The sequence below is a fragment of the Streptomyces sp. NPDC046881 genome (assembly GCF_040645015.1).
Classification (GTDB): Bacteria; Actinomycetota; Actinomycetes; order Streptomycetales; family Streptomycetaceae; genus Streptomyces.
Genome location: NZ_JBEYXJ010000171.1, coordinates 1 through 12,731, shown reverse-complemented (window position 1 = coordinate 12,731; position 12,731 = coordinate 1). Strand labels below are relative to the sequence as shown.

Sequence of the window (12,731 nt, the reverse complement as noted above, 5' to 3'; positions counted from 1 at the left end):
CCAACCCCCCCTCCCCCCCCCCCCGCTCTTCCGATCATCTGCCCCCGCCCGGCTGACCCGCCCGGTCCCACGCCCCCGGCACCCCCCGAGGGGTGCCGGGGCCGTTTCCGCGCACCGGGGGCCGGGCCGTTCAGTCCCGGGCCGTACGGCGCCCGATGGGCGGTGCCGCCGGCCGCGCCGCCCGGAGCCGCCCGGCCAGGGCCGCGACCGTCGGCGCCGTGAACACCGTCCGGGGCCGTATCTCGGCGCCCAGCTCACGCCGGATCCGCGACACGATCTGCGCGGCGTGCAGAGAGTGCCCGCCGAGGTCGAAGAAGTCGTCGTCGACGCCGACCCGCACCGCGCCCAGCACCTCGGCGAAGATCGCGCACAGCGCCTTCTCCTGGTCCGTGCCCGGCGCCCGGTACGCCGTGCCGGCGGAGAGCCGCGGGTCGGGCAGCGCGCGCCGGTCCAGCTTGCCGTTGACCGTCAGCGGCAGTTCCGGCAGCGGGACGAGCGCCGAGGGCACCATGTACTCCGGCAGCCGGGCCGCCACCGCGTCCCTGATCTCCGCGACGTCCACACCGGCCGCGCCCGGGGCGGGCACCACGTAGCCCACCAGCCGCCGGTCGCCGGGGGCCGGCTCGTGCACCGTCACGGCGGCCTGTCCCACCGATGGGTGGGCGGCCAGCGCCGCCTCGACCTCGCCGGGCTCCACCCGGAAGCCGCGGATCTTCACCTGGCCGTCCACGCGCCCCAGGAACTCCAGCGCGCCGTCGGCGTTCCACCGCACCAGGTCCCTGGTGCGGTACATCCGCTCACCGGGAGCCCCGAACGGGTTCGCGACGAAGCTCTCCGCGGTCCGGCCGGGGCGCCGCAGGTAGCCCCGGGCGAGCCCGTCCCCGGCCAGGTACAGCTCACCGGCCACGCCGGCCGCGACCGGCCGCAGCCGGTCGTCCAGCACATGGGCGCGCACGTTCCGCACGGGCCGGCCGATCGGCACCGGGGACGTCACCGGGCCCGCCGCGGCCAGCCGGTGGGCGGTCGCGTCGATGGTGGTCTCCGTCGGGCCGTACAGGTTGTGGACCTCGGAGACGCCCCAGTCCCGCAGCACGCGCGCAGCCAGCGCCCCCGTCAGGGGCTCGCCGCCGCAGAGCACGGCCCGCAGCCCCTCCGGCGGCCGGCGCCGGCTGCTGTCCAGCACGGTGTGCAGATGGGACGGGACGAACTGGGCGACGGTGACCTCCTGCCGGACCATCCAGGCGACGAGCGCGTCCGGTTCGTGGTTCAGCTCCGACGGCAGCACGCACACCGTCGCACCCGTCAGGAGCGGCAGCCACAGCTCCCACCCGGACGCGTCGAAGGTGAGCGACGTCCGCGCCAGCACCCGGTCGCCGGGGCCGACGCCCAGGTGGTCCGCCATCCAGTCCATGTGGTTGGCGACGGCGGAGTGCGGGACGACGACACCCTTGGGACGGCCGGTGGAGCCGGACGTGTAGAGGGCGTAGGCGGGATGGGCCGGCCGGAGCGGGGCCGTGCGTTCCCCCGGGGACAGGTCCGTGTCCGGGTGGGCGGACGACGCGGCGGCGACCCGCGGATCGTCCAGCAGGACGGTGCCGGCCGCCGGGGCGTGCGGCAGGCACGGGTGCAGGGCCGCGGTGGTGACCACGCAGGCCGGCCGGGCGTCGTCCAGGACGAAGGCGATGCGCTCGGCGGGATGCGCCGGGTCGACGGGCAGGTAGGCCCCGCCCGCCTTGAGGACGGCGAGCAGGGTCACCAGGAGGCCGGCCGACCGGTCCAGGGCGACCGCGACCAGTGCTTCGGGGCCCACGCCCTTCCCGGCCAGGACCCGGGCGAGCCGGTTGGCCCGGGCGTTCAGCTCCCCGTAGGACAGGCGCGTCGAGGAGTCGGCCACGGCGACGGCGTCGGGTGTCCGGGCCGCCTGGGCCTCGAACAGCTCCGGCAGGGTCGCCGCCCGGCCGGCGTCGACGCGGCCGAGCGGAAGGCCGGGCCGGGCCACGACCTGCTCCAGCACGCGCAGGAAGCGGTGCAGGAGCGTCTCGGCCGTCCCGGGCCCGCCCAGGCGTGCCGAGACGGCCAGGGTGGCGTGCAGCCCCGCCGGCGCGCCGTCCGCGCCGGTGGCCGCGCGCAGCCGCAGGGACACCTCGGCGGCACCGCTCCCGGCGGCGCCGCCCGTGCCCTCGGAGACCCGGCGCAGCGTCTCGGTGAACGGCACATCGTCCGCGAGGTCCGCCGGCCGGACGAGGGTGTCCGCGGCGACGACGGCACCGGGCGCGGGCTCCGCGCCGGAGCGGGCCAGCAGCGTGGCCAGCGCCGCCTGCAGGAGCACCTGCACGCTCACACCCTCGGCGGCGGCCAGCTCCACCGTGCGGGCGTGCAGTTCCGCCCCGATGCGCAGGGAGGCCTCCGCGGCACCGGAGGGCGGCCGGGGCCCGGGCAGGGCGTGCTGTGCCGGCGCGTCCTCCAGGGTCAGCCGCCAGCGGGCCGGCTGGTCCCGCCCGTTCACCGTACGGGTCTCACGCGCGCTCATTCCGGCTCTCCCCCGACCACTCCTGGTGCCTCCTCGGGCCTCGTCATCCGCTGCGGGACGTACCGTCAGGCGGCGCCGCCCGTCTCCATCGCCTCCCGCAGGCTGCGCGGGCGCATGTCCGTCCAGTTCCGCTCGACGTGGTCCAGGCAGGCCTGCCTGCCGTCCGGCCCGTGCACCGTGCTCCACCCGGCGGGTACGTCCACGTGTTCGGGCCACAGCGAGAACTGGCCCTCGTCGTTGCTCAGGACGAGGAAGGAGCCGTTCTCGTCGTCGAAGGGGTTGCTCATACCGGTCCTCCCGGGGTCGGCGGGGTGAGATGTGCGGCGAGCGCCGCGGGGGTCGGGTTCAGGAACAGCTGCCCGAGCGTCAGTTCGGCGCCCAGGCGCGCGTTGACGAGGTTCAGCAGCCGGAGCGCCAGCAGGGAGTGCCCGCCGAGGTCGAAGAAGCCGTCCTCGGCGCTGACGGACTCCTGCCGCAGCACCTCGGCGAACAGGGCGCACAGCGCCTCCTCGACGGGGCCGGCGGGGACCCGGCCGCGCGAGGCGGCCTCCGGAACGGGCAGCAGCCGGGTGTCGGTCTTGCCGTTGGGCGACAGCGGCAGCTCGTCCAGCAGCAGCACGCCGGACGGCACCATGTACTCCGGCAGCCGGGCCCGCAGGAACTCCCGCAGGTCCCGCACCAGCGACTCCTCGCGCCCGGCGCTCAGGGGATCGTTGGCGAGGCCGTCCTCGGGGCCCCGCTCCGGCGGCCCGGCCGGACCCGGCCCGGCCGTGACGACCACGTCGACACCGTCGGGGCCCGGCACCAGCTCCACCCGGGCGGCCCGGGGCATCCGGTCCGCCAGCGTCGTGAAGTAGCGCGGGTCCACGGCGAGATCGCCGTGCCGCGGCTTCGTCCCGACGTCGGTGACGATCAGCACGCCGCCGTCGGCCAGCACGCCCAGGGCCTGCCCGACCGCCTCGTCCACATGGGCGAGGGAAGGACAGTGCCGGATCACCGCGTCGATCACGACCGCCCCGAAGGAGCCGGGACGGAAGCCGCGGAAGTCCGTCGCCTCGCGGTGGAGCAGGGTCAGCCCGGACCGGCCGGCGAGGTCCGGCGCCGACCTCAGCAGGTCGATCGCCGACGAGGAGAAGTCGGTCGCCACGTACTGGCCGCAGAACGGCGCCAGGGCGCGCAGCAGCGTGCCGCCGCCGCAGCCGATCTCCAGCATCCGCTCCGGGCGCAGCCGCCCGATCCGCTCCAGCGCGGTCGGATTCGCCGGGCGGTCCGCCGTACCGGCGCGGTGGGCCTCGTCGAAGCGGCGCTGCCGCTCGCGCAGGTGTTCCTCGCCGAGCGCGCGGGCGTCCGGGCCGCGCACCGCGCTGCGCTCGCGCGGGACGACGTAGGCGTACATGCGCGGATCGCCGGGCACGTCCTCGCGGACCGCCACGACCGCCCGCCGCACCGCCGGGTGTTCCGCGAGGGTCGTCTCCACCTCCCCGGGCTCCACCCGGAAGCCGCGCAGCTTGACCTGGCTGTCGGCACGGCCGCAGAACTCGATGTTCCCGTCCGGCAGGTACCGGGCCAGGTCACCGGACCGGTACATCCGCGACCCGTCGGCGGCGAACGGATCGGCGACGAACCGGGACGCGGTGAGCGCCGGACGGCCCAGGTACCCCCGGGTGACGCCGGTTCCGCCGATGTACAGCTCGCCGGGCACGCCGACGGGCACCGGGCGCAGCGCGGCGTCCAGCACGTACAGCCGGGTGTTGTCGACGGGGCGGCCGATCGGCGGTGCCGCGGCCACCTCCCCGGCGCACCGGAAGGAGGACGCGTTGACGCTGGTCTCGGTGGGGCCGTAGACGTTGAACAGTCTGCGCCCCCGCGACCAGCGGTTCACCACCGCCGGCGCGCCGGGCTCACCGCCGATCAGGACCGTCTCCAGGTCCGGCAGTCCGGTGTCGGAGAGGGTCGCCAGCACCGACGGCACCAGCGCGACCTGCGTGATCCGCCGCTCGGCCAGCAGGGCCGACAGCTCGCGGCCCAACAGGTGCCGGGGAGCGATCACCAGTTCGCCGCCGCTGGTCCAGGTGATCCAGATCTCCGACACGGACGCGTCGAAGCACACCGACGCCACCTGCAGGACACGGGAGTGCGGCCCCAGCCCGAACGTCCGGCTCTGGAAGGCGATCATGCTGGTCACCCCGCGGTGGGGGACCGCGACGCCCTTGGGGCGGCCGGTCGAACCGGAGGTGTAGATCAGGTAGGCGAGGGCGTCCGGCGGGATCGTCAGACCCAGGTCGTGCGCCGGCCAGGACGCGTCGGCGGCCGGGTCCACCCGCACCACCTCGGCCTCACCGGTGTCCGCCGCCAGGCCGTCCTGGAGGATGACGAACGGGCAGCGGGCGTCGTCCAGCATGTACGCGATCCGCTCCGCCGGGTAGGCCGGGTCGAGCGGCAGGTAGGCTCCGCCCGCCTTGAGGACGGCGAGCATGCCGACCATCAGGTCGACGCCGCGTTCCACGCACAGCCCCACGACCACCTCGGGGCCCACGCCGAGCGAGCGCAGCCGGCGGGCGAACCGGTTGGCCCGCCGGTTCAGCTCCGCGTACCCGACCGACTCGTTCTCGTACGACACCGCGGTGGCCTGCGGGGTCCGGGCGGCCTGTGCCTCGAACAGCTGCACCACGGTGTCGGCCGGCACCGGCCGGTCCGTCCGGTTCCACTCGACGAGCTGGCGGTGCGCCTCCTCGTCACCGAGCAACGGCACCCGGGACAGCCGGACGTCCGCGCCCACCCGGCTCAGCAGGTTCACGTAAGTCCGGGCGAAGCGCTCCATGGTCGCCGGTTCGAACAGGTCGGCGGCGTACACCAGCCGCCCGGTGAGGCCCTCGGGCGTCTCGTAGCAGCTCAGCTCGACGTCGAGGTGGACGGTGTCGGCGTGTCCCTCCCACGGCGTCACCGCGAGGCCCGCCAGGTCCAGGGAACGCCCGGCCCGCTCCTCCCGCAGCAGCTGGAAACCGACCTGCGTCAGCGGGTTGCGGCTCGGGTCCCGGACCGGATGCAGCTCCTCCACCAGCCGTTCGAAGGGGAGGTCCTGGTGGTCGAACGCGTCCAGGGTCACCTCGCGCACCGTGTCGACCAGCTCGCCGAACGTGGGATCACCGGACCAGCCGACCCGGGTCACCACGCTGTTGACGAAGAACCCGACGATGTCCTCGAGTTCGGCCCGGTCCCGGCCCGCCACCGGCACGTTGACCACGATGTCGGTGCCGCCGGTGTACCCGGCCAGCAGCGCGTCGAAGGCGGCGAGCAGCACCGTGAAGAGCGTCGTGCGGCGCTGCCGGCCGAGTGACCGCAGCCGGTCCAGCACGTCCCCGGGCACCTCGAACGGAACCACACCCGCCCGGTGGCTCGGCAGCGGCGGCCGGGCACGGTCGGCCGGCAGCTCCAGCACGGCCGGCATGCCGTGCAGGCGCTCCCGCCAGAAGTCGAGCTGCCGGTCGAGCACCTCGCCCGACAGGTACGACCGCTGCCACTCGGCGAAGTCCGCGTACTGGATCTCCAGCGGCTCCAGCGGCGAGGGCCGGCCGGAGACGAACGCGCCGTACAGAACGCTCAGTTCCCGCTCCAGCACCCTCATCGACCAGGCGTCACAGGCGATGTGGTGCACCGTCAGCAGCAGGACGTGCTCGGCCGGGGCCAGCCGCAGCAGCCGGACCCGCAGCACCGGGCCCTTCGCCAGGTCGAAGGGCTCGCGCGCCTCCTCGGCCGCCCGCCGGCGCGCCTGAGCGAGCGGATCGCTCCGCTCCGCGAGGTCCTCCACCGGCAGCGTCACCGCGTACGGCGGGTCGACCACCTGCCGGGGCTCTCCGTCCTCGGCGGTGAACCTCGTGCGCAGGGCCTCGTGCCGGGCCACGATCCGGGTGAACGCCCGCTCCAGCGCGGGCACGTCGAGCGCGCCGGACAACCCGTAGGCGAAAGCCAGGTTGTAGAACGGGTTGCCCGGCATCAACCGGTCGAAGAACCACAGGCGCTGCTGGGCGAAGGACAGCACCGGCGCGTCGGAAACCTCAGCCATCGGTTCGGCTCACTCCGCGGACGTGTCCGGCGAGTACTGCGGCAGCGGGAACACCGGCCGGGCGGCCTGCGGCACCCCCGCCCAGCGCAGCAGCCCGTGCCGGCGCATGTCGAGGGCGAAGTCGATCAGCTGCTCCACGTCCGCGCCGAGTTCGTCCGCGATCTCCCGCATCGAGCGGCTGCCGTCCGCCAGGCCGAGCAGTCCCTCCCACTCGGGCAGGACCATCGCGGCGGCCCGCTGCTCGCCCGTGGACGGCAGCCCCACGGACCCCCGGGAGCCCGCCCGCCCGAGCCGCTCGGGGCGCAGCACGGCGAGGTCCGGCGCCTCGATCTCCAGATCGCCGATGAACAGCCGGTCGAGCCGCGAACCGTACAGGCAGTCCATCGCCTCCTCGGGACGCTCCACGATCGGCATGCCCCGCAGGTTGAAGGACGTGTTGAGCACCATCGGCAGCCCGGTCTCGGCCTCGAAGGCCTCGATCAGCGCGCGGAACGGCCCCGGGCTGTCCTCGGCGACGGTCTGCACCCGGCAGGTGCCGTCCACGTGCACGACCTCGCTCACGAGCTGCTGCTGGTCCTCCAGCACCGGGCACACCATGAGCATGAACGGGCTCTCGGTGTCGGGCATGTCGAACCACTTGTGGGCGCGCTCGGTGAGCACGGACCCGGCGAACGGGCGGAAGGACTCCCGGAACTTCACCCGGGCGTTCAGCCGGTCCTTCATCCCCGGGATGCCCGGGTGGCACAGGATCGAGCGGGCGCCGAGCGAACGCGGCCCGAACTCGGCCCGGTCCTGGAACCAGCCGATGATCTCGCCCTCGACGAGCGCGCCGGCCGCGGCCGCGGCGAGCGCCCGCTCGCCCTCGTGCCGGCGGGAGCGCAGCCCCCACCGGTCGGCCACCGCCTGGAGGTCCACGCCGGACACCCGCGGCGGACCGAGGTAGACGTGCCGCAGCGCGGGGCTGGGCTTCGCGGGGGTGCCCAGCAGGTGGTGGTAGGCGTACAACGCCGCGCCCACCGCGTTGCCGTCGTCGGTCGCCGCCGGGAAGACGAACATCCGGTCGACGTCCGTCTCGCGCCGGATCCGGGTGTTCAGGCTGGAGTTGAGGAACGAACCGCCGCAGGCCACCAGGGAACGGCTGCCGCTGCGCGCGAGCACATGGCGGGTCACGTGCAGCACGGCCTCCTCGAACTCCGCCTGGAGCTGGGCCGCGAGGTCGTAGTGCAGCTGCTCGTACGGTGCCCGCGGCGGGCGCGGCACCAGGCGCAGTTCGTCGCCCTCCCGGACCGCGAAGCCCAGCTCGACGAGGGACTCGGCGGCGCGGTCGAAGCGCAGCTCACCGTCCGCGGCCGGCTGGTAGAAGAGGCGGTCGGAGGTCAGGCGCCTGCCGTAGGAGGCGAGCCCCATGGTCTTGCCTGCGTCGTCGTACGTCGTCCCGGCCTCCCGGAAGCCCAGGGCGAGCGTCACCACGCGGTAGATCTCGCCGACACCGGACAGTTCGACCGGGGTCCACACGTGGCCGTCGCGGCGGTAGCCGGCGATACGGTCCTGCGGGCGCAGCACGCGCATCAGGGCCTCGGGACGCTCGCCCGCGCGGAAGGTGAACGCCGTCTCGCGTTCGCGGCCGGCGGCGGCCCGGGAGCCGTAGGAGTCCATGACCAGGGCCACGGCCTCGTCGAAGCCCGACGAGTAGAACGCGGCGCTGGCGTGGGCCAGGTGATGGCCCGGGTGGGGGAGGGCGAGGCGTCTCTCCGGCGGGGCCACGAGACCGAGGACGCTCAGCAGCTTCGCCTCGTCCTCCTGGTCCCGGGACTCGGTCGACGTGGCGATCCAGCCGTCGATGTCGAAGGAGGTGAGCCCCGCGGCCGACAGGAGGTCCTGGGTGAGGTCCGCCATCGCAGCCGGGTAGACATGCATCGGAACGGTGCCCCGCTTGACGCGCGTGGTGCGTTCGAGAGCAAGCGCGAAGCGAATCTCGCCGTCCTCCACCAAGCACGCGCTGCTGTCATGGCTCAAGTTGAAGCCAATAACGCGAGTAGAAATAGCTACCCCCAAGAGAACTGACGTCGCAGCATCAAAGACATTCGCATCCGGCTCGAAGATATGCGGGGGAGAATGTCCAATGCAGTCTCAGAATCGGGGATGACGCTAGCCGTGCCGGAGCGCGGGCCGCAAGACGCGGATGTCAACTTTGCCGACTTCCTACATTCAGTGGCACTCGGTAGCACCTGGAATCACTTCCTAACGCACGATCGCGCTGCGGATACGTGCTTCCGGTCGATATGTCCAGTTAGGAGCGTCGGAACGGAACAACTGCCGTACGCAGGAAGGGCAGTTTGCTTGACACCCACCTCGGCGCTGTGCAGGATCGAAGTGACGGATCTTGTTTGTGGGGGGCGGCGGGCGGAGGTCCCGACAGGCGCTTAACGGGGGAAACATGCAGAGGTCCAGGCGTCGACGAACGAACCACGTCCTCACCGTGCCGCCGGCCTCGGCCGACCGGCGGCAGACGCCCTAGCCTGGCCCAATCCACCGCGTACGTACCGGTTTTCCGACCGTTGCCCGTCTCCCGTGCACGGGGGCACGCCGCACGGGGCCGGCCTCCGCGCGACGCGACGACCAAGAGTCTCCGTCGGTCTTCGTCAGCTGAATCAAACACCCTGGAATGTCACCTTCGGTGCATCGGTGAGCGTAATCGGCCCGGCACGTAAGAACGGAGCAGGAGCATGACGACAAGCACCAGCACGGCGGGCAACGCGGCAGCCACCGCGGCGGTCGGTTACCGAGTCTGGGTCAAGAAGATCACCGACCTTCCCTTCCATGAACTCGACAGCGACGAGCTCACCCGGATGTGTTATCTGTCCTGGGTCGCCGCCGTCGAGTTCGCCGAGGCGCTGCGGGTGGCCGAGCGTATACACGGCGATCACAAGGGTCTGCAGGACATGATCGCGGGCGAACTGCAGACGTCCAATCTCGCATTCGACGACTACCGCCGCTCGGGCGACCACCACGAGTTCCTCGCGCATTTCCTCGGCAAAGACGGCCAATTGGAGAAGCTGGAAGCGGAACTGGGTGAATTCGCCGCGGAATACCTGCGGGAGTGCCGGGCCCTCGACGACGAGACGCGTGCCATGTCGGTCTTCAGCCGTGAAGAGGAACTTCCCGGCATCTTCACCCGGTTCCTGGAGGCGCCGGCGGAGAACTGGCAGACGCCCGCCCTGGCCGCGTACCGCTATTACCTGGAGCAGCACATCTTCCTCGACTCCGACGAGGGAGGCCACGCCGAGCTGATCGGCGACCTGACCGTCGACGAACGGGTGGAGCCCTTCTACCACGCGCGGTTCCGGCTCTACCGTTGCGTGCCGGCCTTCGTGCAGAGCGGCGCCTACGACACGGAGGCCTGACGTCCCGGCGCACGGGCCGCCGGCACTGCCCTGACGATCCCGCTGCCCGGGCCACCGCACCCTCATGCGCTTATGATCACGGAAAGTCCCGCAGGTCGGAGCCTTACGACGGCTGTCGTCCGAGCCGGCGGGGACTTCTCCGGAGCCGACGGGAGACGACTCGCGGGAGGCGTGTGATCGACGGCGAGTGAGGGAGGGGCGGGGCGGTGGGCATCCATACACGTCGTCCTGGGGAGTACGTCAGGCCGGCCGGGCGGATACTGCTCGACGACCACTTCGAGGCGTCCGGGGAGTTCTACGCGTCGGGGGCGTACTACCACCAGCAGTCGCTGGGCCGGCTTCCCGCGGGGCGGCGGGTCGAGTGCGAGCTGGTGCCCGAGCCCCACAATCCGTGGGACGCGCGGGCGGTCGCCCTCGACGTGGACGGCGAGCGCGTCGCCTACCTGCCCGCGACCTCGGCCAAGATGTGGCACGACGTCGTCCGAGCGTGGAACGCCGCCGGTTTCGCGGTGTACACCGGCGCCGAGACGAACCGCTGGACCACGGGCGGCGGGGACGGCTTCGGGCTGACCCTGCCGAAATGGGACTGGCGCGATCTGCTGGACCTGGCGGAGGCCGCGGGACTGCGCGCCGGCTGGGAGGCCGCCATGGCCGACCTCACCGACGAGCAGCGACTCGGGCTGCGCGAGGACCGCGGCTACGACCCCGACGAGTCCGCCCTGAAGGCGCTGTGGCACAGGCGCTCCGCGCACCCCCTGTTCAGCTGGGGAGCGAAGAGGGACGGGGACCTGACCGAGCGGATGCCGTTCTGGTACGGCTACTTCGTCCGCGAGCGGATGCGGGAGGAGCACGAGGAACGGCGCGAGCGCCTCTGGTTCGCCCGGTCCGTCAGGGCGGAGCTGCTCGGCGCCTTCAGGGCGGAGATCCGCCGCAGACGGGAACGGGACCGCGAGCGGTCGCTCGTGCAGCGGGCCGACCAGGACGAACGGGCGCTGCGGCTGCAGCAGGAGGGCCGGCGCGTCGCGGAGATCGCCGCGGAGCTGGGGCTGACCCCCAAGCAGGCCGAGACCGCACTGACCCGGGCGCGCAGAGCCGCGGGCGTCACCTCCCGGCGACCGGAGGACCTGCAGAACGAGCGCCGCCGCCAGGCGGCAGAGGCGGTCGCCCTCAAGAGGTCCGGAATGGCGCGCGCCCGGATCGCGCGGACCATGGGCCGGTCCGCCGACACCGTCGACGAACTGCTGAAGGACGGACTCTTCTACGAGGCACCCGAGGACCACCCGGAGCGACTGGACCTCGCCCGGCGCTGCGTCGAACTGCGGGGCGCGGGACTGGCCAAGGAGGACGTCCTGGCCCGGCTGGGGGTCAGCCGCAAGCAGGCCCTGAGAGCGTTCCGGGACGCCTCCTTCCTCGGCACCGATGTCAGACCCGCCCGCTAGGTTGGCGGCATGACCTCTCTTCGCCTCGCACCCTGGTCCGATCAAGGGCTCGACCTGCTCCACCGGCAGAACTCCGCCGAGTCGACCGAACACCTCGGGGGCCCGGAGACCGCGGAACAGCTCCGGCGCCGTCACGAGCGGTACCTCGCCCTCACCGACGGCCGGATGTTCCTCGTCGTGCTGGACGGGCAGGTCGCCGGCTCGATCGGGTACTGGCCGCGGGAATGGGAGGGGGAGCAGGTCTACGAGACGGGCTACGGCATCCTGTCCGAGTACCGCGGCCGGGGCCTCGCGGTCGAGGCACTGCGTCTGTGCGCCGAACAGGCCCGCCGACAGGGCTCGCGCCGGTGGCTGCACGCGTTCCCCTCCGTGCGGCACGACGCCTCGAACGCGGTGTGCCGCAAGGCGGGCTTCGAACTGGTGGGGGAGTGCGCGTTCGAGTACCCGCCCGGGAACCCCCTCCGGTCCCACAACTGGCGACTCGCGCTCACCACGCCGACTGCCGATTGACGGAGGACGAGCCGGCGCGACCCTCCCACGCCCCAGCGTGTGCACCCCCCGGACGCCGGTCGCCCCGTCCGCAGCCAGGAGGCGGCGGGCGCCCGTGCGCCCCGCCCGTCTGCTCCCGGTGCGCCCGGATTGCGCCCTACCCGCGTCCGCGCGGCGGCCCGCACGCTCGACGGCATGGGGGACACCGACCACATCATCCCGCTGCCCGGCCCCGGCCCGGACGGCTCCCGGCAGCCGCCCGCCGGCACGCCCGCGCCGTGGGAGACCGCCGACCGCGCCCAGGCGGCCCTGGACGGCGCCGCCGGACCCGAGCCGCCCCGGCCGCCGGTCTGTCCCCACTGCGGGCTCACCGGCGACCGCCGCCCCACCTACACCGGACAGCACGTCCTGCTCGAACCCCGCCTCACCGTCCCCGCCCATCTCGTACCCGGCGGCCACCGCTGGCACCTCGACGGCAACGGAACCGCCTGGAACGGCGGACTGGACGAGCCCCTGCCGGGGGCGACGTGCCGGATCCCGCACCAACTGGCCTGTCCGGGCCTGACCCTGGACGAGATCCAGCCGTGGCGGTGGCTGACGGCGGTCCGGGAGCACAACGCGCTGGCGGCGCGGCACAGGGCCGACGCGGACGGGACTCGGGGGACGCTGCCGGACACCGGGTGACCCGGCCGACGGCCCGGCCGCGGTGCCGGCGCCCGGAGGGCACCGCCGCGGTCGTACGGCGTCTCCGTCGATGACGTGCTGTGCAGCTTTGGCCCCCGCTGGTCCGCCGCCCCGGGAGTGGC

General features: G+C 73.5%; 8 protein-coding genes. 4 read left to right on the top strand and 4 right to left on the bottom strand.

Features of this window, described 5'->3' with window-relative positions; all coding sequences use genetic code 11:
• Window positions 1–130: 130 nt before the first annotated feature.
• From ABZ923_RS39450 to ABZ923_RS39435, 4 genes are all read right to left on the bottom strand, one after another.
• Window positions 131–2,530 carry an amino acid adenylation domain-containing protein gene (locus ABZ923_RS39450; protein ID WP_361482620.1) on the bottom strand — a complete coding sequence of 800 codons (2,400 nt, stop codon included), beginning with the start codon at window positions 2,528–2,530 and terminating at the stop codon, window positions 131–133.
• Window positions 2,531–2,595: 65 nt separating this feature from the next.
• Entirely contained in the window at window positions 2,596–2,817 is a 222-nt protein-coding gene (locus tag ABZ923_RS39445) for an MbtH family protein (protein WP_361482617.1), read from the bottom strand.
• Window positions 2,814–6,593, bottom strand: coding sequence for an amino acid adenylation domain-containing protein (locus tag ABZ923_RS39440; RefSeq protein WP_361482614.1), 3,780 nt, complete (start codon window positions 6,591–6,593; stop codon window positions 2,814–2,816). The genes ABZ923_RS39445 and ABZ923_RS39440 overlap by 4 nt, the downstream gene beginning before the upstream one ends.
• Window positions 6,594–6,602: 9 nt before the next feature.
• Window positions 6,603–8,489 (bottom strand): carbamoyltransferase C-terminal domain-containing protein, encoded by a 1,887-nt coding sequence (locus ABZ923_RS39435; RefSeq protein ID WP_361482611.1) that lies wholly within the window; start codon window positions 8,487–8,489, stop codon window positions 6,603–6,605.
• An 830-nt stretch (window positions 8,490–9,319) separates the two neighbouring features.
• Here ABZ923_RS39435 and ABZ923_RS39430 point away from each other — a divergent pair.
• The 4 genes from ABZ923_RS39430 to ABZ923_RS39415 all read left to right on the top strand — a co-directional run bounded on the left by ABZ923_RS39430 (window position 9,320) and on the right by ABZ923_RS39415 (window position 12,609).
• The gene (locus ABZ923_RS39430; RefSeq protein WP_361482608.1) at window positions 9,320–9,997 is read left to right on the top strand and encodes a DUF3050 domain-containing protein; all 678 of its coding nucleotides are present in this window, start codon (window positions 9,320–9,322) and stop codon (window positions 9,995–9,997) included.
• A gap of 206 nt (window positions 9,998–10,203) precedes the next feature.
• Entirely contained in the window at window positions 10,204–11,436 is a 1,233-nt protein-coding gene (locus tag ABZ923_RS39425) for a hypothetical protein (protein ID WP_361482605.1), read from the top strand.
• A gap of 9 nt (window positions 11,437–11,445) precedes the next feature.
• Window positions 11,446–11,946 (top strand): GNAT family N-acetyltransferase, encoded by a 501-nt coding sequence (locus ABZ923_RS39420; RefSeq protein WP_361482602.1) that lies wholly within the window; start codon window positions 11,446–11,448, stop codon window positions 11,944–11,946.
• 174 nt (window positions 11,947–12,120) lie between these two features.
• Window positions 12,121–12,609: a DUF6083 domain-containing protein gene (locus ABZ923_RS39415; RefSeq protein ID WP_361482599.1), complete on the top strand. Its 489-nt coding sequence runs from the start codon at window positions 12,121–12,123 to the stop codon at window positions 12,607–12,609.
• Window positions 12,610–12,731: the final 122 nt, after the last annotated feature.